The sequence below is a fragment of the Methylomicrobium sp. Wu6 genome, assembly GCF_035916875.1.
In the GTDB taxonomy this organism is placed as follows: domain Bacteria; phylum Pseudomonadota; class Gammaproteobacteria; order Methylococcales; family Methylomonadaceae; genus Methylomicrobium.
On record NZ_JAXUHN010000092.1, the window covers coordinates 143,940 to 165,748 of the forward strand.

A 21,809-nucleotide genomic window follows, 5' to 3' on the forward strand; every position below is an offset into this window, starting at 1 on the left:
GGCGAATCAGCAAAAATCCAGCTTGAAGCCGCCCTGTTTGAGATAGTCGGCTTCCAGCAGCAAATCGGCATGGGTCAACGGCGATGCGTTTAACCAGTTTTCCGGGAAACTCAGGCGAATCTTCGATTTTTCGATCGCAATCCCGAATTTTGGCAAGTCGGCATCAAAACGATTGCGGCGCAGCAGCACGGCGAGCCGCAAAATGATGCTCAGATAAGGCGCCACCTCGTTCCAGGGCGCCGGCAGGCCGGCGAACAACGAGCGCACGAACTTGCGCCGGTGCGTTCTGATGAGGGTCGCCAACAGGGTTTGATCCTGTCTCGAAAAGCCGGCTAGATCGCCGTTCTCGATGATATAGGCGCTGTGTTTGTGATAGCCGCTGTGCGCTATGTCGCGGCCGATTTCATGCAGATCGGCGGCCCAGTTAAGGAATTGGGTGATCGTGTCGTTGTCGATCGGCGTGTTGTCATTGCGCAATTGCGGCAGCATGTATGCAATCGTTTGTTTGACACGAGCGGCATGCGGCTTGTCGGTATGAAAGCGCTCCGCCCAGTTGCGCACGGTTGCGGAGCGGATGTCGTGATCGAATATCCGGCCCATCAGGTCCTGGATCAAGCCTTCGCGCAAGGCGCCGTCGGAGACGGTCATTTGTTCGATGCCGAGGATTTTGAAGGTCGCATAAACGATCGCGACGCCGCCCGGAAATATCGGCAGGCGGTCCGGGTTTAAATCGGGCAGTTTCAGCTCGTTGACATGGCCGCATTGGCCGATGTGTGCGGCCAGTTGCTCCAGGCCTTCCAACGTAATGCCGTTATTGCTCCAGCCCTTGGCTTTAAGAACTTTGTCGATCGCGCGTAGAGAGCCGGAGGCGCCGATCGCTTTATTCCATTTACCACGGCGGAATACCTGCTGGAACGGCTCCAGTTGCTGCTCGGCGAATAACACCGCTTGCGCGAAGGCGCTTTTGGAGAGCTTGCCGCTTTTGAAAAACTGGTTGCTGAGTGTCACGCAGCCCATGTGCAGGCTTTCCTTCTCGCGCGGCGAGTAGCCCGTGCCCAGGATATATTCGGTGCTGCCGCCGCCGATGTCCATCACCAGCCGGGTGCCGCCGTTGCCGCCCAGGCTGTAGGCGACGCCCAAATAAATCATACGCGCTTCCTCGATGCCCGAAATGATGTCGATCGGGTGATTGAGTGCCTGTTCGGCCTTGCTCAGGAATTCCTGCGCATTGGTTGCTATCCGCAAGGTGTTCGTGCCGACCGCGCGCACGCTGCCGGGCGGAAAATTACGTACCCGCTGGCCGAATTTTTCCAGGCAGGCCAGCGCTCTGGCCTGGGTTTCGCTATCGAGAGCATCGTTTTTGTCCAGGCCGGAGGCCAGTCTGACCATTTCGCGTATCCGGTCCTGGATTTGCAGTTTGCCGTCCTTGAGGCTGCAAACAATCATGTGAAAGCTGTTCGAGCCGAGATCAACGGCGGCAACAACTTCGGGCAATTTTTTTGGCACGGTCTATCCGGTTAAGTCAACAGAATGGTTGCAAATCTGATAGAATTGGACGGTTTTTGCTTGTTTTTTTATCGTGATTGAATTCCACCGGTGCCTAATTTAACTGATTTGAAGGATTTCGTTAAGTAATAGTTTGCTTATGAATGCATTATCCCTACGTAACCTCCGCAAAACCTATAGTAATGGCTTCGAAGCTTTGAAAGGCATCGATCTGGATGTCGCGGCGGGCGATTTTTTTGCGTTGCTGGGGCCGAACGGGGCGGGCAAATCGACCGCGATCGGCATCATCAGTTCGTTGGTCAATGCGACCAGCGGGTCGGTCAGCATCTTCGGGCACGATTTACAGCGGGAACGCGACAAAGCCAAAAATTGTATCGGTCTGGTACCCCAGGAAGTCAATTTCAATCAGTTTGAAACGGTCAAAAATATCGTACTGAATCAGGCAGGTTATTATGGCGTGCCGCGTAAACTGGCGCTTCACCGAACCGAACTATGCCTGAAGCAGATGGAACTTTGGGATAAGCGCGACTCCGTGTCGCGGCGTTTGTCCGGCGGGATGAAACGCCGGGTGATGATAGCGCGCGCCATGGTGCATGATCCTAAACTGTTGATTCTCGATGAGCCGACCGCCGGCGTCGATATCGAAATCCGACGGTCGATGTGGAAGCTGATGCGCGAAGTCAACGCGCAGGGCACCACGATCATCTTGACCACGCATTATCTGGAAGAAGCGGAAAGCCTGTGCCGGAATATCGCGATTATCGATCAGGGCCGCATCGTCGAACATTCCGACATGGCTGGCCTCTTGGCGCGGCTGAATATCGATCATTTCCTGCTCGATCTGGAGGCGCCGATCGACGCCGCGCCGAAGATCGACGGCGTGCAGATCGAGCGGGTTTCCGAGCGGGTGCTGAATGTCGGTGTGCCGAAAACGTTCGGTCTGAATCAACTGTTTAGCCGGCTCAGCGAGCGGGGGATCAAGGTGATCAGTCTGAAGAATAAATCGAATCGGCTCGAGCAGCTGTTTCTGGATTTGATCAATGCTAATACGCCAGGAGACGAACGATGAATTACGGCATTGCCTTTCGCACGATCGCGGTCAAGGAAGTCCAACGCTTTTTCCGCATTTGGCCGCAGACCTTGCTGCCGCCGGCGATTACCACCGCGTTGTATTTTCTGATTTTCGGCAAGTTGATCGGCGCCAGGATCGGCACGGTCAGCGGCGCCAGCTACATCGACTATATCGTCCCCGGCGTCATTCTGATGTCGGTGATCAGCCATTCCTATGCGAACGTGGTGTCATCGTTTTATTCGACCAAATTTCAACGCAATATCGAGGAACTCCTGGTTGCGCCGGTGCCGAATTGGGTAATTCTGGGCGGCTATGTGTCCGGAGGCATCGTGCGCGGATTGTCGGTAGGCATCGTGGTCGCGCTAATTTCGCTGATATTCGCGCAAATCAACGTATACAATGTGATGATCTGCCTGTCTGTCGTGGTGCTGACCGCGACGTTGTTCTCGTTGGCGGGCTTTATCAATGCGGTGTTCGCGGAAAGCTTCGACGATATTTCGATCATTCCGAACTTTATCCTGACTCCGCTTAGCTATCTCGGGGGCGTGTTTTTTTCGGTCGAAATGCTGGACGGCATCTGGCGAACGATTGCGATGGGCAATCCGATTTTGTACATGGTTAACGCCTTACGTTACGGAATGATCGGCGTGAGCGACGTGGACATTGGTCTGGCTTATCGAATGACCGGCGGGTTTATCGTCTTGATGGCCTTGTTCAGTCTGTATTTGCTGCGCAAAGGGGTCGGCATCAAAAATTAACGCTTGACCGCCGGCAATGTGAAGATTTTGCGTGTTAAGCGTGCGCCCCCGCTATTAATTTTTTAAGGATTGGGGCATCTTTAGTTTGTTTACCGACAGTGTTTTAGGGATAATGCAATCCAAATGGCTAAAGTTTTTGAACAGGGTAACGCATTATGGCAGAACTGATTAGCAGCGGTGTTGAATTGATGATTGTCGGAATGGGCATCGTTTATTTTTTTTTGGCGTTGTTGGTCGTTGCGATCAATGTGATGTCGTTCCTAATCCAGCGTTTTTTTCCGGAACAGCCTAAAGCCGCGAAAGTTGTCAAAATTGAAACGGATAAGGCAACCGTCGCGGCGATTTCGGCGGCGGTGCATCAATACCGGAGCAAAAACAGGTAGAATGGAACGAAATTTGCCCAATTAATTAGCTGGTGACCCGCTGAGGCCGCCAACCCAACTTTTAAGGATACCGGAGAAAATTTAAGAATGGCGAATGAGAAGATCAAGCCTTTGTCGATCACCGAAGTCGCGTTGCGCGATGCGCATCAGTCGCTTTTTGCGACTCGGATGCGTATCGAGGACATGCTGCCGATTTGCGAAAAACTTGATCAGGTGGGCTATTGGTCGGTCGAGTCCTGGGGCGGCGCCACTTTCGATGCCTGCATTCGATACCTCGGCGAAGATCCGTGGGAAAGATTGCGTTTGCTGAAAGCCGCCATGCCGAATACGCGCCAGCAAATGTTGCTGCGCGGACAGAATTTGCTCGGCTATCGGCATTTTGCTGACGATGTGGTCGACAAGTTCATCGAACGCAGCGCCATCAACGGCATTGATGTGTTTCGCATCTTCGATGCGATGAATGACATGCGCAATATCGAACATGCAGTCAAGGCAGTGCTGAGGACCGATGCGCATGCGCAGGGCACTATTTCTTATACGACGAGCCCGGTGCATACACTGGATTCGTGGGTCGATCTCGGTAAAAAGATCGAGGACATGGGTGCGCATTCGATTTGCATCAAGGACATGGCCGGGCTATTGAAGCCGTACGAAGCGTTCGAACTGGTTTCGCGCCTCAAAAAAAGCACATCGCTGCCGATCCATCTGCATTGCCATGCGACGACCGGCTTGAGCGCGTCGAGTCTGCTCAAGGCGGCCGAAGCCGGAGTCGATATGGTCGATACGGCGATTTCACCCCTTAGCATGACGTACAGCCATAGCCCGACTGAAACGCTCGTAGCCAGCCTCGAAGGAACTGAACGCGCGACCGGCCTGGATTTGACCAGGCTCGAAGAAATCGCCGCCTATTTCCGGGGCATTCGCAAGAAATACGCACAATTTGAGGGCAGCCTGAAAGGTGTCGATAGTCGTATTTTGATCGCGCAAGTGCCGGGCGGCATGCTGACCAATATGGAAAGCCAATTGAAAGAGCAGGGCGCCGCCGACAAGTTTGACGAGGTAATGCATGAAATTCCGCGCGTGCGCGAGGATTTGGGCTTCATCCCGCTGGTCACGCCGACGTCGCAGATCGTCGGCACGCAAGCAGTGTTGAATGTGATCAGTGGCGAACGCTATAAAACGATCACCAAGGAAACCGCAGGGCTCTTGAAAGGCGAGTACGGTGCGACGCCGGCGCCGGTTAACAAACAGTTGCAGGAACGCGTGCTCGAAGGCGGCGCTCCTGTCACCTGCCGCCCGGCCGATCTGATCGCGCCGGAAATGGACAAATTGGTTGCCGAGTTGAGGGAAAAGGCCAAGAAAGAAGGCGTCAAGTTGGCCAAGAATGTCGAAGAAGACGCCTTGATCAATGCGATGTTCAATCAGGTCGGCTGGAAATTTCTGGTCAACCGCGGTAATTCTTCCGCGTTCGAAGCCGCGCCGATCGGCGAGACCGGCAATGAGCCGGCTGCGGCAAAAGGTCAAGGCAAGGCAGCGCAGGCGGTCGAATCTTATGTGGTCAATGTGGACGGCAGAAACTTCAATGTGGCCGTGGGGCCCGGCGGTATCGGATTGACGATCGAACCAGCCGCCCAGCCTATCGTGGTGCCACAGCCGGGCAGCAGCGGTGCCATAGTTGAAGCGCCGATGGCCGGCAACATCCTGAAAATTCTGGTCAGTCCGGGCAGTGTGGTAGCCGCCGGCGAGATCGTCGTGATCATGGAAGCGATGAAAATGGAGACCGAAGTGCGCTCCAAATTCGCGGGCGTCGTCAGCGCCGTTCATGTGAAGGAAGGCAGCGGCGTCGCTGGAGGCGATGCGCTGATAACTTTATAACGCCTGGAGCCAGCCAAAAGGCAGACAGGCGCGGCTCAGGGGTGTTTTTTCCGCGGGCAAACGGACACTTGCTATAACATAAATTCTTCAAACGATCATTCATGGAAAATGTAATTTCACTTTGGCAGAGCACCGGCCTTTATAACATGAGCAGCGGCCAGGCCTTCATGATGCTGGTCGGTTTCGTACTGTTGTATCTGGCGATCAAAAAAGGCTTCGAACCCTTGCTGTTGCTGCCGATCGGCTTTGGCGCGGTACTCAGCAATATTCCTGTCGCCGGCATTGCGGAAGAGGGCGGCATTTTGCATTACTTGTATTTCGGTATCAAGACCGGGGTTTTTCCGTTGCTGATTTTCATGGGCGTCGGCGCGATGACCGATTTCGGGCCGATGATCGCGAATCCGAAGACCTTGTTGCTTGGCGCGGCCGCGCAGTTGGGCATTTTTGCTTCATTGCTCGGCGCGTTGGCGTTGAATATGGTGCCGGGTCTCGAGTTTTCGCTGAGGGATGCTGCCGCGATTGGCATCATTGGCGGCGCGGACGGCCCGACCGCGATTTATGTCGCCTCCCGGCTCGCGCCGGATTTGCTTGGCGCGATCGCGGTCGCCGCCTATTCCTACATGGCGTTGGTGCCGTTGATCCAGCCGCCGATTATGCGCGCGTTGACTACCGAAGACGAGCGTAAAATCGAGATGCAACAATTGCGCGCGGTCAGCAAGACCGAAAAAATCGTTTTCCCCCTGATGCTGTTGTTGCTATGCATTCTGATGTTGCCGTCGGCCGCGCCATTGGTTGGCATGTTCGCGTTGGGCAATCTGATGAATGCGTGCGGCGTGGTCGAACGCTTGAGTCAGACCGCACAAAACGAGCTGATCAATATCGTGACGATCTTTTTAGGCTTGTCGGTCGGTTCGAAATTGAGCGCCGAAGCCTTTTTACAATTCAAGACACTCGGCATTCTGGCGCTGGGAGCGGTCGCATTTGCGATCGGCACTGCGGGCGGCGTGGTCATGGCGAAGATCATGAATCGCTTCAGCAGTACTCAGATCAATCCGTTAATCGGCGCGGCCGGCGTTTCGGCCGTACCGATGGCCGCGCGTGTCGCGAATAAGCTGGGCCTGGAAAGCAACCCGCATAACTTTCTGCTGATGCATGCGATGGGGCCGAATGTGGCCGGCGTGATCGGTTCCGCGGTCGCGGCCGGTGTGTTGTTAAGCTTAGTCAAATGATATTGGCTTGAGGCCGGGTTCAATTTCCATCTCGTGCAATACATCGGCTTTCGGCCTTGACCTGACGCTCCAATGCGGTGATTTCGGCAATGTCTTGCGGGTGGTTTTGCCGATAGCGAAGCCTCGCCGAACGGACGTTCGCCAGATGCGACGCGATGTTCGCGGAAGAAAGCCGGACGCCAAAATCCTTCGGAAGCGGTCTTTCCGGAACGCTCAGGCCAAACAGTCTGTCCAAGATTAAGTTACCGATATTCGGTTTGTAATGCGATGACTCGATATAGCCGAACATTTCGGCATTCGGGTCGTTCCCGCCCGGCAGGTTTTCGCTGGTAATACGGGTGTAGCCGCTAAAATCCCATAGCGGAAAGGCGTGCTGATCGGCGCGTAGCCCTTCTTCTTCATTGATCCTGACGAGTTTCCGTTTCCATTCCTCCCATTTCTGCCAAAGCCCCAACGCGGCCAGCGTTTCCCATTGCCGTGCGTGCGCAGGAGAAATAAACAAGAAGAGTTTGACCTGGCGCCGATGGGCCAGGGCGATCAGGGCGCGGATTTGTTCCAGCGGCGGGGTTTTCTGGACCTTGCCGGTTTCGCCTTTTCCCGCTTCTAATGCGTATCGGCACTTGGGGGCGGGAAGATAGGTGCCTCCCCACATGTAGCTTCTCTCGGAAGCGGTAAAAGCTTGTTTGCTGAACTTCTTTTTGACATTCAACTTGGCCGCGTCCGGCGCGATCGGCGCCGGGCCGTGCCGGAACAAGGTGTTTTTGCTGGCCTTCAATGTATCGAATGACAGCAGCAATTTTAACTTTCTGTCGGCAGAGAAATTTTCTTCGCTGAAGTCGGCCGGAAACGGAAGATAGGCATTCGAGGCAAAAAAATCCAGGCCAATGACGGCGGTCTGTAACCGATTGTGTTCGGCGACATATTTGAAGATTAATGCGGTTTCGGCATTCGGCTGTGCCGCCATCGCGAGATTCAAGGTGCGCAGGCCGCTAAATGCCTCATGTTTTGGACTGATGTTCAATGCGCGGGAGGTTCCCAAGATCAGCGCCTCCATCGGGCGATGGAGATAACCCGCCATTTTAAAGATCCTGCCGTTGGTTGCGATCGCAGGCTTTGCGGCGTTGAAATCGGGAATCGAAGGCGTGCCAAAAATCGCATAAGGATCGGCCAGCCAGTTAATGGCTACCGCGGCGACCAGTGCCAGTAAGCTTGACGCGGCTAAATGGGTTAAATATCGCGGCACGTCAAAACCTGAAATAAAGGAATTCGCTGACTTTCGTAAAGTGCAACAGCGTGTAAACGAATAACAGCCCGAGGCCCCAGGCATGGGCTGGCATGGGCCGCCAACGGCAAATCGATGCGAGGCGTCCGCTTGGCGGGAGTTTTTCTTGTTCGGCCGGCGCATCGGTGATCGGCAGTGCCGGCCGGTATGCCGCGAAGGATTGCTGCAGATTGGGCAAGTAAAAGATGATCAGCAGAGAAGGGAGCACGATTTTGAATGCATTCCCGGAATCCAGTTCGGTCAACGGTAAAGTGCCGATGAAATGTATGTCGAGCGGTCTCAACAGGCTCTCCATAGTGGAATCGGCCAATTTTCTGGACAGCGCGCAGCCGTTCATGCCGGCCATGCCGCGCAGCATGTCGATCGCATCGTGTAAGGTTTCCGCCCGGAAAAAGACCCAGCCGACGACCACCGCGGTAAAAGTCAGCAACCCCGCCAAAAATTGTGCGATTTTTCCACCCTTTGTCCAGCCCCTGCGTTTTTTGAACTCAAGCCAGACATGATTGATCATCAGGTAACAGCCGTGTAATCCTCCCCAGATCACAAAAGGCCAGCCCGCACCGTGCCAGAGTCCGCCCAGCAGCATGGTGGCGATCAGATTCGCATGCCGGCGTATCGTGCCTTTGCGGTTTCCGCCCAATGGGATATAGAGATAGTCGCGCAGGAAGCGCGACAAGGTCATGTGCCAGCGCCGCCAGAATTCGATGATGCTGGTGGACTTGTAGGGCGAATCGAAATTGATCGGCAGGCGGACGTTGAACATTAACGAGAGCCCGATCGCCATCTCGGAATAAGCCGAAAAGTCGAAATAGAGTTGCAGCGTGTAGGACAGGGCGGCTATCCAGGCCTCGATCAGCATCGGATGTCCGCCCGCATGAACTGCGGCGAATATCGGCGTGGCGAACTCCGCGAGCGAGTCGGCGAGTAATATTTTTTTAGCCAGCGCGATGATGAAGATGCTGGTGCCGATCGCGACATTGCCGGCATCGATTTTGCCGCTGGAGCTCTCGGCGAACTGCGGCATCATTTCCTTGTGGTGCAGGACGGGACCTGCGATCAGGTGTGGAAAGTAGGTCACGAACAGCGTGTAATGGATAAGGTTGTATTCATGGGCCTTGCCTTGGTAGCTGTCGACCAGAAAAGCGATTTGGGTGAAGGTGAAAAACGAAATGCCCAGCGGCAACAGTATCGGCGTGTTTTCAAAACCCGCGCCGGCCAGTTGATTCAGATTGTCGATAAAAAAATTGAAATATTTAAAATAACCGAGCAACAGCAAATTGAACGAGACGGCCAGGATCAGCAGCAATTTGGGGCGAATAAACAACCGCTGGGCAATCGCATAGCCGGCACTGTAATTCACCGCGATCGAACCCAGCAGCAAAGCGGTAAAACGTGCGTCCCACCAGCCGTAAAAAAAAATCGATGCCAACGCCAGCCATGCGGCCGCAAGTTTGTGGCTGTAGCGCCCTAGGCTGAAATAGCCGAAAAAGACAATCGGGAGATAGGCGAAAATGAAAACATAGGAATTAAATAGCATGCGCGGGCGCGTGGATCAGAGGCGAGTCGTTTGACTGGGCGGGCGGATTTTACCTGCAATGATCAATCGGGCAGCTTTCATTCCGATTGACGATTTTTTATCAGCCGCATCGCGACATAACCCGTCAATGCTCCCCACAGCAGCATATAAATGCCGAGCAGGATCACTTCAGGGGTAAAGCTGTTCACGTTCCGATAGTAGTCGAAAATATCATCGCCCAATACCAGCGTCAGAATGATGAACACCGAGCTTTTGAAGCGGATAACATGCTCATAGAGCACGCCGATGCCGAGGATCATGAAGCCAATCAAAAAACGGATGGCGATATGACTCAGCATTTCCAGCGTCAGCATGTCCAGTTTGAATGCGGCGGCCAGAAAGTAAAGCAGGATCAGTCCAATAAATAAAATAAAGCCGATCAGTTTCATAGTGCGGTGTTTTCCCTAATTTTTGTTGATCAATTTCAGGCCCGGCGGCAGCGCTTCGCCGAATATCTGCCGTTCTTCTTTTTCATCGAGTTCCTTGTAGTTTTCTACCAGGTCGATCCAGGCGGCCGGCGCCTTCGTGAGCCTGAGTTTTTCGACGACCTGACGGCGCGCCTCGTCCTCGACATCGCGGGCGCGGTCGCCGCTCATCCTTGAGATCAGGGTCGCCGCGAAGCCGGCCTGCGGGATTTTTTTCCAGTCGGCCTCCGCGATTTGCCGCAGCCACAGGCCCGCGGTTTCAGGCGGAATCACATTATGGCTGCTGCCGTGGAACGGCATGCGGGCGCCGATGCGGCCGACCGCCCACCAGGTCTGGTTCGATTCGCCGGGTTTTTGCAGGCGATTCAGCAGCCAGTCGCCGAGCTGGATTTTTTTTGCGACCGGCAGGCGCTCGAGCACGGCCGCGAGGCGCACGATGTCATCGAAGCTGCGCGCCTTCAACTGCTTGGCGACGCCGGCCTGCCGCGCGGCGGCCGGATTGATGTACTTGGCGATGTCCTCAAAAATCTGTTCCTGCGCGGCTTCGTTCAGGCCGCCGGCGATGCGCCGCCACAAGGTCCACCATTCGGCCCAGTTCTGGATTTCGTTGACGAACTGGATGCCGTGCGGATACAGCTTCCACAGCTGCTCGACGCGCCAGTCGTCCAGCGCAAAGCCGAAGCCGGGGCGCAGGCAGAAGCCGGTCAGGCTGAGCCAGACCCGTTCATGGTGTTCCGAACGCCGGCGAAATTTGGCGCCTTCGAGCAATTCGGCAAACAGGGAGCGGAGCAGCGGAGTTTGCCATTCGTCGCGCGTTTCTCCGAGGGTTTTTTCCAGATCGGCGCGCAGGTTTTTGACCGCTTTCGGGTCGACCGCTTTCGATTTCGAGCCGAACACGACCTGGATTTGCTCGATCGCCTTGCCGAATTGCGGCGGCAGCGAAGTATCCGCGGCTAGGGACGATTGGCTGCGGGCGCGAATCTGGAATTCAACATTCCAGCGCCGGCTGCTGTCATCCACCGAGACGCATTCGATTTTTAAGGTGCCGATCTCGGTCTGGGTGACCGCTAACTCCACGACAACCTCGCCGCCATGCCCGCTGTCTTCGCTCTCGAAGGCGGCGGCGAGCGGCGGCAGGGAATGAAAGTGCTCGGTGATGTCGGCAATATCGCCGGGCTTATAGGGTGTATCGCCGGACATCGAACACAGATGGAAGCGCACCGGCATGCCAAGGCGCAGCGCGAAGCGGCGGTCTTTCAGGATCACTTCGTCGCCTTCCTCGCTGCCTTTCGGCAGGATGCAGACGCCTTGCTGCTGCTCTGCCTTCGATCCGGTGTCGATCAGCAGGAAATAGCTGCGTGCGGCGCCACCGCCGATTTTGAGTTTTTTCTCCCGCCGGGCCAGTGCGTAACTGACCGCGCCGAAGGCGACCGCGAGTTCGGGGTGGCGGTTTTCGAGTACGGTCAGTTTGCCGGCGTTCCAGGATTTGCACAATTCCTCGATGCGCCGGCTCAAGGTCTGGCTGCGGAACACGCCGCCGTTTACCAGCAGCGCGTCGGGCGCGCTGCCCTGGCCGCGCGTGGCTTCGCGCGCGGCGCTTTCATGAAGCTTCAAGAATGCGGCGATATGTTTGCTGACCGCAGGTTCGGCTGCATAGGGCAGGCCGAATTCGACGACACCGCTGCGTTTGCGGTCGGGCAGGTCGTCGCGTCCGGATAACGGAAAAAAACCGTCCAGCGCGATCGTCCTCACTTCCTCGCGGCTTAGGGTGGCGACGCGCGAACCGCCGATCAGTTTCGAGCCGCCGCCGAGCAGCGTTACATTGACCTGTTCGGGCGCGTCGTCAGCCAGCAGGCGTTCTTTGGCGATTCGGCATTGTTCGAGCAATTGCGACAATTCGGCCGCGGACAGGCGCTGTTCGCCGCCTAGCAGACGGCTTTCGGCCAGATGCGCGAGCGCCAAGTCGATATTGTCGCCGCCGAGCATCAGGTGGTCGCCGACGCCGATCCGGGTCAGCTTCGGTTCCGGGCCTCCGTGTTCGACCTTGATCAGAGTCAGGTCGGTGGTGCCGCCGCCGACATCGCAGACCAGTAACAAATGTACGTCGGCGAGCAAGCCGCCGATGTTGCCGGCATTGCGCCGCAGCCAGTCATAGCAGACTGCCTGCGGTTCTTCGAGCAGACGGATCTGCGGCAGGCCGGCGCGACGCGCCGCCTCCAGCGTCAAGGAGCGCGCAGCTTCGTCGAACGAGGCCGGCACCGTAACTACAATGTCTTGATCCTTGAGCGGAGCCTCCGGAAAGCGATGGCCCCAAACCTTACGGACATGCGCCAGATAGCTCGCGCTTGCGCTGATAGGCGACACCTTGTTTACATCTTCTCCGCCGCCCCAGGGCAGAATGTCGGCGTTGTGGTCGACAGAGGGATGCGACAACCAGCTTTTTGCGCTCGCGACCAAGCGGCCCTTGGTTTTGGCCCCAAGCATGCGAGCGGCTTCTCCGATTACCGCGCTGTCTGCTTCGGCGGTGAATACGATATCCGCCAAGGCCAGTTCGCCGTCGGCCGGATGATACCGCACCGAGGGCAACAAGCTTCTAGCCGCAACCTGTCCCGGAGCAGTTAATTGTTCGATTTCGAAGATCTGAATTGGGGCGGGCGTTTCGCCGATTTTCGCGTAAGCGACCACGGTATGGGTCGTGCCGAGATCGATGCCGACGAGATATTGGGGAGAAGGCTTTTGCACGTTGATTTTGTTATTGTAATGGTATGCCAAAGTGGGTAGGGCTGCGCATGTTGTATCCTAAGGAAAGCCCGCTATTTTAACCTATTTAAAGTGGCGTTGATCAGGCAATATCCGCATCCAAGCAATAGAAACCGCAAAAATTCCTTGAAAATAAAAAAGAAAATTGCCGGTCGATTCTTTGTTTAGCCGGGATTCAGGGTATAATATCAACCCCATAGGGTTCTCGATAATCGCCCTGAGCATAGTCATTGATACATTGGAGGCTTTGAGCATTATTTCATCTCGCGGGTTATTTCTTTTGAGAACATAGTCTTAGCGATGTTAAATGATTTCAACAATATGACGCAAAAGCTTTATATTCAAACCAACGGTTGCCAGATGAACGAGTACGATTCCGACAAAATGCGGGATGTGCTGCACGCTTCACATGGTTTTGAATTGACGGACGACCCTAAACAGGCAGACGTCCTGTTGTTGAATACCTGCTCGATCCGCGAAAGGGCTCAGGAAAAGGTGTTTTCCGCGCTGGGTCAGTGGCGCATCCTGAAAGAAAAACGTCCCGAAGTCGTGATCGGTGTCGGCGGCTGCGTGGCAAGTCAGGAAGGCGACGCGATTCAAAAGCGCGCGCCGTTTGTCGATATCGTGTTCGGCCCGCAAACTCTGCACCGTTTACCGCAATTGCTCGATCAGGTTCGCAATAAACACAAACCGGTTGTCGATATTTCTTTCCCCGAAATCGAAAAATTCGATGCGCTTCCCGAACCGCGCGCCGAAGGGCCGAAGGCGTTTGTCTCGGTGATGGAAGGATGCAGCAAATACTGTACCTTTTGTGTGGTGCCTTATACCCGCGGCGAGGAAATCAGCCGTCCGCTTAACGACGTGATTGCCGAAATCGCTACCTTGGCCAAACAAGGCGTGCGCGAAGTCAATCTGCTCGGCCAAAACGTGAATGCCTACCGCGGCCAAATGGATGATGGCGATATTGCCGATTTCGCGTTGCTGCTGCATCACGTGGCCGCTATCGACGGCATCGACCGGATTCGTTTTACTACCTCGCACCCGGTCGAATTTACAGACAGCCTGATCGAAGCGTTTGCCGAAATTCCGGCGCTGGTCGATCATCTGCATCTGCCGGTACAATCAGGCAGCGATCATATTCTGAAAATGATGAAGCGTGGACATACGCGTGCAGACTATATCGAAAAGATTCGGAAGCTCAGAGAGGTGCGTCCGAACATTTATTTGTCTTCCGATTTTATCATCGGTTTTCCTGGCGAAAGCGAGCAGGATTTCGCTGATACGCTGGCGCTGGTCGATGAGATCGGCTTCGATCTGTCGTTCAGCTTCATCTATAGCGCGCGCCCCGGCACGCCGGCGGCCGATTTGCCCGATGATGTGCCGATGGAAGTCAAAAAACAACGTCTGGAGCGATTCCAGAACCGCATCAATCAAAATGCGGCCGCGATTGCGCTTAGCATGATCAACACCGTACAGACCGTGCTGGTCGAAGGCAAATCGAAAAAGAACCCCTTGCAGATGCAGGGTCGCACCGAAAACAACCGGGTCGTCAATTTTATCGGGCATCCGCGGCTGGCCGGACAGTTTGTCGATGTGCTGATTACCGAGGCGCTACCGAATTCGCTTAGAGGCCGGATCGTTGATTCCAGTATCGATAAAATCGTCGCCAACAGCTGATTTAGTATCCATGACAGTCCAGGAACTGCTCCTGATGCCGGACGACAATGTCCGGCTAGCCAATTTATGCGGGCAACTCGATCAACATTTGCGTCAGATCGAGGCGCGTCTGCAAGTCGAAATTTCGAATCGCGGCAATCAATTCAAAGTGACCGGCGTCGATACATCGGTCAAGGCCGCCTGTGCGCTAATGCACAAACTGTTTGAAACAACCGAAAAGGAAATTCTGACCTCCGAAGCGATCCATCTGGCGATGCAGGATGCGTCGATTGATGCGATCCTGTCGGCGCCTGAGGAACCGAGCCAGCCGATCATCGCGATCAAGACTAAACGCGGTCTGATTCGGGGGCGGGGCGTCAACCAGCAGGATTACCTCCGGAAGATCGTCAGCCATGACATCAATTTCGGCGTCGGCCCCGCCGGCACCGGCAAGACTTATCTGGCGGTCGCCTGCGCGATCGAGGCGTTGCAGAACGAAAAGGTCAGTAAGATAATCCTGGTGCGTCCGGCGGTCGAAGCGGGTGAAAAACTCGGTTTTCTGCCGGGCGACATGGCGCAAAAAGTCGATCCCTATCTGCGTCCGTTGTATGATGCATTGTACGAAATGCTCGGCTTCGAGCGCGTCGAGAAAATGATGGAGCGCGGCATCATCGAGGTGGCGCCGCTCGCGTTCATGCGCGGACGGACCTTGAACGATGCGTTCATCATCCTCGACGAAGCGCAAAACACCACCACCGAACAGATCAAGATGTTTTTGACCCGGGTCGGCTTCGGTTCGACCGCGGTGGTGACCGGCGATTTAACGCAGATCGATTTGCCTTCCGAAAAAATGTCCGGTTTACGGCAAGTACTGGACGTGTTGAAAGATGTCGAAGGCATAAGCTTTACTTATTTCGGCGTTCGCGATGTGGTCAGGCATCCTTTGGTGCAGCGCATTGTTTCCGCCTATGAAGCCTATGATAAAACCGCCAAAGCGCCCAAGTCATAACGTCGACATTCAGCGCGTATTCAAATCGCCGGGCCAGCCCGACCGTCGGCAGGTTGTCAAGTGGATCGATACGGCCTTGGAAGAAAGCGGCCAGAGTTGTGCCTGCGTGATTCGTATCGTCGGTGAACAGGAAAGCGCCGAACTGAATTTGCAATACCGGCACAAGCAAGGCCCGACTAATGTACTGAGCTTTCCGTTCGAATGGCCGGAAGGTCTGGACGAGGCCGAAAGCGGGGAAGCCGCTCTGCTCGGCGATCTGGTCGTCTGCGCCCCGGTGGTCGAGAGGGAAGCCTTGGAACAGCACAAACCGCTTTTGGATCACTGGGCGCATATGATCATTCACGGCCTTTTGCATTTATTGGGCTATGATCATATCGAAGAGAGTGAAGCCGAAGAAATGGAAACGAAAGAAATCGCGATTCTAAAAAAATTGCATATAGAAAACCCTTATATAGAGGTCATACACGAATGAGTGAAGGGCAACCCCCGAGTAGGCACTCCTCGCAGAAAAGCTGGATCGAAAAAATCGGCCAGCTGCTGAGCGGGGAGCCTCAGGACCTGGATGATCTGTTGGAAATTCTCCGCGATGCCAGGGAAAATCACTTACTCGATACCGACGCCTTGAGCATGATCGAAGGCGCATTGCAGGTATCGCAACTGCGGGTCAGGGATATCATGATTCCGCGCATACAGATGGTCGTGGTACCGAAGGATGCGGAGCTCGATACCTTGTTTCCATTGGTTACCCAATTCGGCCATTCGCGCTACCCGGTTATCGAAGAAGATCGCAGCAAAGTGGTCGGCGTCTTGTTGGTTAAGGATCTGTTTGCGCATTCACTCGAAAACAAGCAGCTGAAAGTCGAGCAAATCATGCGTCCGGTCATTCTGGTGCCGGAAAGCAAGCGCTTGAATGTACTGTTGAAAGAACTTCGCACCAAGGGCAACCACATGGCGATCGTGGTCGATGAATACGGCCAGGCGGCGGGCTTGGTCACGATCGAGGACGTGCTGGAACAGATCGTTGGCGAGATCGAGGACGAGCACGACGAGCAAGAAGACGAAAGCTACATCCTGCAGCGCAATGAAAAAGAGTTCATGGTCAAGGCGCTGACGCCGATCGAGGAATTTGACGAGTATTTCAATACGCATCTGGCGACCGATGAGTACGACACTGTCGGCGGCTTTATCGTCAACGAACTCGAACATATGCCGAAGAAGGGCGAAAATCTGACCGTCGATAATATGCGCTTTGAGGTGGTCAGGGCCGATACCCGGCGCGTGCAGTTGCTCAAGCTGAAGATTCTGGATTGAGTCCGCCGCGGGTACCATCACAAGCGTCCAACGCTACCGTGTAAGCTGTTCAGTGGGCGAGGCCGACAATGTTCCTGCGACTCGGTTATCCGAACAGCGGGGTTTAGACCATTAAGCCTGGCAGCGCCGAGCAAGGTTTGAATGGCGCCGGCGCGGAGAAGCGTTTAAAAACAGAATTCCATTTGCGCAATGGAGTCGGCAATATACGCCATCGCGCACCGCATATCGCAAAATCCGGTACGCAGAGTTCAGTAAAACGCGACATTTTTCTTTTGGCCCAATCTGGACCCGGCCTTGATCCGGCAGCAGGGCGTACAGTATCTCCGCCGAAGTGTAGTTCAACTCGGTTTATAACGCATCTTCGTCCAAAATCGACAGCAAAGTTGTAGGATGATTACAAAATGTCGGCAGAACCTAGGAGGCATCCAGTTTGTAGCCGAATCCACGTACAGTTTTGAGCAATTTTAGATCAAAATCATCATCGATTTTTCGTCTCAGCTGGCGAATATAGACATCCACCACATTAGTCAAGGGATCGGCGCTATAGCCCCAGACTTGTTCAATAATTCGGGTACGGCTCAACACCTTGCCCTGCATACGCATCAGGCATTCCAATAAAGCAAATTCCTTCGGCGTTAGATCGATAACTGTGTCGCCCCGCCTCACTTCGTGCGTTTCCCCGTTCAATACCAGGTCGGCTATCCGCAATTCCTTGATTTCTGTTTTGATCTCGCCGCCCCGGCGACGCATCAGTGCCTCGATTCTGGCCAACAGTTCCTCAAATGCGAAGGGTTTGGTCATATAATCATCGGCGCCGGAGCGCAAGCCGGCCACCTTATCCTGCACAGTATCTCTGGCCGTCAACATCAGAATTGGGGTGTCGACGCCATTGCTGCGCAAGTGCTCGCAAATCTGTCGGCCATTGAGGACGGGCAAGCCCAAATCCAGAATGATGACCTGAAACTGACCCTTGGTACCCAGCGCTATGGCTTCCGGCCCGCTATGGGCCACCTCTATGGCATAGCCTTCGGCTTTCAGCCCGCGCTGAATAAAATCGACAATTCGCTCATCGTCTTCTGCTAGCAGAACTCGCATGTAGGCGATACCTATAAAATGGTTGGAATTAAGTTATGACGCATTGACTGGATAGTCATCCGGCCCGGGCGAAAACAGGGGTAGAGTTACAGTAAATGTTGAGCCGGCGTGTTCTACGCTGGTTACTGTGATGCGTCCGCCGTGAGCCTTTAGGATTGACTTGGCCATCGGTAAGCCCAGGCCCGTGCCATCCTCCCGTGAACGGAGGGCATTCTGGCTACGGAAGTGGCGATTGAAAATTCGCTCCAAATCTTGGGCGGGGATGCCTATGCCCTGATCCGTGAGGCTGAAACTGGCTTCGTTTTCGCACATCCCTAAGGCGACAGTAATGTGTCCTCCAGGATTCGAATAGCGGCAGGCATTGTCGCCTAAAATGAAGAGCACCTGTCGAAGCCGTTGTTTGTCGCCGCGCACCCTGACGGGGCCGGTGGGGGCCTCCAGAGCAACCGAAATCGTCTTTTCCTCGGCCATCACCTGAAAATCCTCGACGACGCTGGCCACGAGTTCGGACAGGTCCACGCTATCCCATTCAAATTGGAGGTTGGCGGTTTCGGTACGGGCCAGAAACATTAGGTCGTTGACGTATTTCCCCAATTGCATCGACAGTTCGACGATGCGTTGTAAAGCGTCTTTATACTCGTCAGCCTCGCGTTCCTGTCCGCGCAGGGTCACTTCGGCTTCCCCGCGTATCACAGTAATCGGCGTGCGCAACTCGTGGCTGATGTCGGCTAAAAACTCCCGCCGCGCAATATCCATGCTTTTTAATTCTTCATTCAGGCGATTGAGTTCGAAGGTCCGTTCGGCCACTCTTTTTTCCAGCACGGCACGCCCCTCACGGAGTTTATCTTGCTGAACTTTCAGTTCTTGCGCCATTTGATTGAAGTGGCTGGCAAGATAGGCGAATTCATCGCGGCTATCGAGATCGATGCGATAATCAAGATTGCCGGCAGCGATTTCGCCGGTACCCTTCATCAATGCTTCAATAGGCTTCCTGACGCCGCGAAGCAGTAATACGCCGGACGTAAGGCTGAAAAGCGCTGCAAGCAACGATGCCAGAATGGCGATCCAACGCGACTGCGCCACCAGATTTTCCAGTTCCCGCTTTGCCTTGCCAGCCTTTTCACGTTCCGCGCCGATCGCGGCATCGATTAGTGGCTGGAATTTTCCGTCGATTTCTTCTTCCGAGAATTTCGAAAGTGCCTGAACCGCTATTTCGAGCTTACCCTGCTGACGCAGGCGTTCGACTTCGTCGAAGCGGTATTCGCTGGCATCCAGAAAGGCGGTGAAATGGGCAACTCTTCCCAGTTCGGCGGTTTGGGCCGGTTCATTGACAACCTGACTGTCAGCATTTGTCGTCATTACCGCGGTGTTTCTAAGCACCTGCATCGCTTCGTAGAGCCGCTGCCTGGAAGATGCCACGCCGGCTTCAGCGCTCGGATTTGCGGTGATCAGTCTGTCCATGCGTTGTTTGAAATGGCGATAGGCTTCCTGGGACAAGCGCTCATAATGGTCAAAGGCTTCATAGGCTGTTTGGCTGCGCTGAAAATGGCGGGCAACCTGGTTTGATCCCCAATACAGTGCGACTCCTAAAAACAAAACAAAGCCGAAAGAAACGGCGATCGCAATCGCCAAACGGAAACGAAACATGCGTTCTAGTTTGTACCGCTGCTCTGATCCATTTGTTTTTCCATAGAGCGGATGGCTTCCAGTTTTTCTCTCAAAAGACGGTTTTCATCGGTCTTTGATCCGGTTGTTTCTTTCGGTTCGAGTCCGTTCGGCACCGTTTTATGTATGCGTTCCACGGAGCCGAGTCTTCTCGACTGGTTGTTCAAACGTTTTAAGGCTTCGGTGTAAATGGCGACAAGTTTCCGTGTCCGATCATCGGACAACTGTCGCGGTGGGATAGCGCCAACGGCATTCAGAATTCTCGGAATGTCGCCACAGGCATCGGAAAGCAAGCGGCCTGCCATCAGGTGCAACTGAATTCCCGGTTCGGGATAGCGAGAATCTTTTTGGCGTTTCAATAACGTGCGGCATGTCTCGGCACGTGAAGAGGGGGGGATGTTGGCCAGGGTCGCTCCGAAACCGAGCAGTTCATCAAAGTCCGGCTGTGAATAGGGGTCGTTGTAATAGGTGGGTGAAAAAGCGTTCCAGCTGGAATTATAATGATAGCATCCGGTCAGCAGCAATAGGCTGAGTATTAAGTTGATGCGGCGAATAGAAAATAATGAAAACATAGAGATAGTGGTTCCGTATTGTTCAGGCTTCTCCGGTCAGCGGTATTTGAACGCGGATGCGGGCTCCCTGTTGATCTTGTCTTGAGTCGATCACCTCGACTTTACCCTGGTGGTTGGCGACATATTCTTTGACGATAGCCAGCCCCAGGCCGGTTCCCTCGGCATGATCGCCGCCTTCGGCGTCCTTGCCGCGGAAAAAAGGTTCGAATACCTGCGAACGTTCGTCGGGTTCAATACCCGGGCCCTCATCTTCGATTTCCAATTCCATCTGGGTGCCTGCATCGCGAAGCATGATGCGTATTTCGCCGCCCGGGGGTGAATATTTCACCGCATTCGACATCAACTCTTCGATAATGTTTCGCAACTGTTCGTGAATGCCGGAAATTTCGACTGGCCTGACCAGTTTTTTCAGCGTAATCGATTTGGCTTGAAGCGACATTTCAAAATCTTTGATGACCGATTCAAGCAAGTCCTTCATATTGATGGTTTGCTTGCGGTTCATTTCCGGTTTTATGCTGATTTGACTGTAACGAAGCAATTCGTCGGACACCGTTTTCAGCTTTTCAACATTGGTGCTCAGATTCAGTGCGAGAGTCTGTTGTGCGCTATCGGCTTCTTTATCCGCCTCGTTCACGAGGTGTTCGGCGCCTTCGCGTATACTCGCTAACGGCAGTTCGATTTCGCGGGCCACGTTTTGCATGAACTGTTGTTTCGAAACCTCCAGTTCTTTTAAATGCGTGCGCAGCCATTCCAGACGGTCGCCCAGATAGCGCAGATCCGCAGGGCCAGTTACGCTGATCGGGTGTTCGAGTTCTCCTGATCCTAACTGACGGATAGATGCATCCAGTTGGCGCAGGGAGCGCGACAGGACGACCAGCAGCGCTGCGATGAAAACGAATGAGATGAATAACAGGACCGCGGCCTTGGTTAACAGACCCTGTTCCAGGGATTCCGACTGCAGACGCAATTCGGTGAACTCATGATCGACGTGACTCTCGAATTCGCGTGACAGGGTGTTGGAAGCCTCGCGCAGCCCCTGGAACGCCTCATCGACCGGCAAGGGAGGGTTACTGTCGATCATCGAGCCGATGATCTGCTGATAAATCAGTTTTTCTTTTTCGGCTAATTCGTTGACCAGCAGAGCGATTTTGTTTGCCACATTGAGCTTGAGCAGGGCGTCCAAGGCTTGTTTGAACGATGCCCGCGCCGTTTCATACGATTGCCGTTCATACGGCTGGCGTAGGGCCGGGTCCGACAGCAAAATGAATAGTCTGGCTTTGCGTTCAATATCGGCAGTCTTTTGCAAAACCAGGCGTACGGTTTTAGTTTGTTCGAAGATCTGCGAGTTAATGGTTCTGCCCAAAGCCGAGGTCTCGCGCATGCCGAAAGCCGCGTACAGCACGGCTAGAAACAGAGGGATAACGGCGATGACAAATCCTAGAAGGATGAGGGATTTTAATGATAAGCTGTTTTTGAATTTGATCCGGCCGAAAAGGGAACTCAGTCGCCCCGACAATGCCGATAAAAGTTTCGACGAATCCGGCTTTCTGAACATATCCCGAACAAAGTTGGTAATCAGTTCTTTCATAATTTGACATGTTTGATCGTCAAAAGTCCCTTTCCAACAATCTATTT

The 21,809-nt window shown here is 54.3% G+C and carries 18 protein-coding genes; 9 read left to right on the plus strand and 9 right to left on the minus strand.

Translation table 11 applies throughout. The features are described 5' to 3' along the window. Window positions 1-6 precede the first annotated feature (6 nt). A complete protein-coding gene (ppx, locus tag U2W12_RS17715) occupies window positions 7-1,506 on the minus strand; it encodes an exopolyphosphatase (RefSeq protein ID WP_326502020.1) in 1,500 nt (499 codons plus the stop codon). Window positions 1,507-1,645: 139 nt separating this feature from the next. Here ppx and U2W12_RS17720 point away from each other — a divergent pair, with 139 nt between their 5' ends. From U2W12_RS17720 to U2W12_RS17740, 5 genes are all read left to right on the plus strand, one after another. Further along, window positions 1,646-2,575, plus strand: a complete 930-nt coding sequence (locus U2W12_RS17720; RefSeq protein WP_326502021.1) for an ABC transporter ATP-binding protein — start codon at window positions 1,646-1,648, stop codon at window positions 2,573-2,575. Further along, window positions 2,572-3,336, plus strand: coding sequence for an ABC transporter permease (locus U2W12_RS17725; protein WP_326502022.1), 765 nt, complete (start codon window positions 2,572-2,574; stop codon window positions 3,334-3,336). Before U2W12_RS17720 ends, U2W12_RS17725 begins: the two co-directional genes overlap by 4 nt. Before the next feature lie 155 nt (window positions 3,337-3,491). Beyond that, window positions 3,492-3,719, plus strand: coding sequence for an OadG family transporter subunit (locus U2W12_RS17730; protein WP_326502023.1), 228 nt, complete (start codon window positions 3,492-3,494; stop codon window positions 3,717-3,719). Window positions 3,720-3,806: 87 nt separating this feature from the next. Then, complete coding sequence (oadA, locus tag U2W12_RS17735; protein WP_326502024.1) at window positions 3,807-5,594, plus strand: sodium-extruding oxaloacetate decarboxylase subunit alpha; 1,788 nt, start codon at window positions 3,807-3,809, stop codon at window positions 5,592-5,594. Between the two features lie 101 nt (window positions 5,595-5,695). Then, on the plus strand, window positions 5,696-6,823 hold the full coding sequence (locus tag U2W12_RS17740) for a sodium ion-translocating decarboxylase subunit beta (protein ID WP_326502025.1): 1,128 nt from the start codon (window positions 5,696-5,698) through the stop codon (window positions 6,821-6,823). A gap of 19 nt (window positions 6,824-6,842) precedes the next feature. On the opposite strand, the gene U2W12_RS17745 is transcribed toward U2W12_RS17740, so the two are convergent. From U2W12_RS17745 to U2W12_RS17760, 4 genes are all read right to left on the minus strand, one after another. Continuing rightward, window positions 6,843-8,066, minus strand: a complete 1,224-nt coding sequence (locus U2W12_RS17745; RefSeq protein WP_326502026.1) for a hypothetical protein — start codon at window positions 8,064-8,066, stop codon at window positions 6,843-6,845. Between the two features lies 1 nt (window position 8,067). Further along, complete coding sequence (locus U2W12_RS17750) at window positions 8,068-9,642, minus strand: MBOAT family protein (protein WP_326502027.1); 1,575 nt, start codon at window positions 9,640-9,642, stop codon at window positions 8,068-8,070. Between the two features lie 77 nt (window positions 9,643-9,719). Further along, on the minus strand, window positions 9,720-10,070 hold the full coding sequence (locus U2W12_RS17755) for a hypothetical protein (RefSeq protein ID WP_326502028.1): 351 nt from the start codon (window positions 10,068-10,070) through the stop codon (window positions 9,720-9,722). Window positions 10,071-10,085: 15 nt separating this feature from the next. Beyond that, the gene (locus U2W12_RS17760) at window positions 10,086-12,848 is read right to left on the minus strand and encodes an Hsp70 family protein (RefSeq protein ID WP_326502054.1); all 2,763 of its coding nucleotides are present in this window, start codon (window positions 12,846-12,848) and stop codon (window positions 10,086-10,088) included. Between the two features lie 339 nt (window positions 12,849-13,187). On the opposite strand from U2W12_RS17760, the gene miaB reads away from it, so the two are divergent. Genes miaB through U2W12_RS17780 form a run of 4 tightly spaced genes read left to right on the plus strand, consistent with a single transcriptional unit; the run spans window position 13,188 to window position 16,842 of the window. Next, window positions 13,188-14,543, plus strand: a complete 1,356-nt coding sequence (gene miaB, locus U2W12_RS17765) for a tRNA (N6-isopentenyl adenosine(37)-C2)-methylthiotransferase MiaB (protein ID WP_326502055.1) — start codon at window positions 13,188-13,190, stop codon at window positions 14,541-14,543. Window positions 14,544-14,553: 10 nt separating this feature from the next. Continuing rightward, window positions 14,554-15,531 (plus strand): PhoH family protein, encoded by a 978-nt coding sequence (locus U2W12_RS17770; RefSeq protein ID WP_326502029.1) that lies wholly within the window; start codon window positions 14,554-14,556, stop codon window positions 15,529-15,531. Continuing rightward, complete coding sequence (gene ybeY / locus U2W12_RS17775; protein ID WP_326502030.1) at window positions 15,500-16,003, plus strand: rRNA maturation RNase YbeY; 504 nt, start codon at window positions 15,500-15,502, stop codon at window positions 16,001-16,003. Before U2W12_RS17770 ends, ybeY begins: the two co-directional genes overlap by 32 nt. After that, complete coding sequence (locus tag U2W12_RS17780) at window positions 16,000-16,842, plus strand: transporter associated domain-containing protein (protein WP_326502031.1); 843 nt, start codon at window positions 16,000-16,002, stop codon at window positions 16,840-16,842. The genes ybeY and U2W12_RS17780 overlap by 4 nt, the downstream gene beginning before the upstream one ends. A gap of 414 nt (window positions 16,843-17,256) precedes the next feature. On the opposite strand, the gene U2W12_RS17785 is transcribed toward U2W12_RS17780, so the two are convergent. From U2W12_RS17785 to U2W12_RS17800, 4 genes are read right to left on the minus strand one after another with little or no spacing between them, the layout of a single operon-like run. Then, window positions 17,257-17,937, minus strand: coding sequence for a response regulator transcription factor (locus tag U2W12_RS17785; RefSeq protein ID WP_326502032.1), 681 nt, complete (start codon window positions 17,935-17,937; stop codon window positions 17,257-17,259). Between the two features lie 33 nt (window positions 17,938-17,970). After that, entirely contained in the window at window positions 17,971-19,584 is a 1,614-nt protein-coding gene (locus U2W12_RS17790; RefSeq protein ID WP_326502033.1) for an ATP-binding protein, read from the minus strand. Window positions 19,585-19,589: 5 nt separating this feature from the next. After that, the gene (locus U2W12_RS17795) at window positions 19,590-20,174 is read right to left on the minus strand and encodes a hypothetical protein (RefSeq protein ID WP_326502034.1); all 585 of its coding nucleotides are present in this window, start codon (window positions 20,172-20,174) and stop codon (window positions 19,590-19,592) included. Between the two features lie 22 nt (window positions 20,175-20,196). After that, window positions 20,197-21,762 carry a HAMP domain-containing sensor histidine kinase gene (locus U2W12_RS17800; RefSeq protein ID WP_326502035.1) on the minus strand — a complete coding sequence of 522 codons (1,566 nt, stop codon included), beginning with the start codon at window positions 21,760-21,762 and terminating at the stop codon, window positions 20,197-20,199. Between the last annotated feature and the right edge of the window lie 47 nt (window positions 21,763-21,809).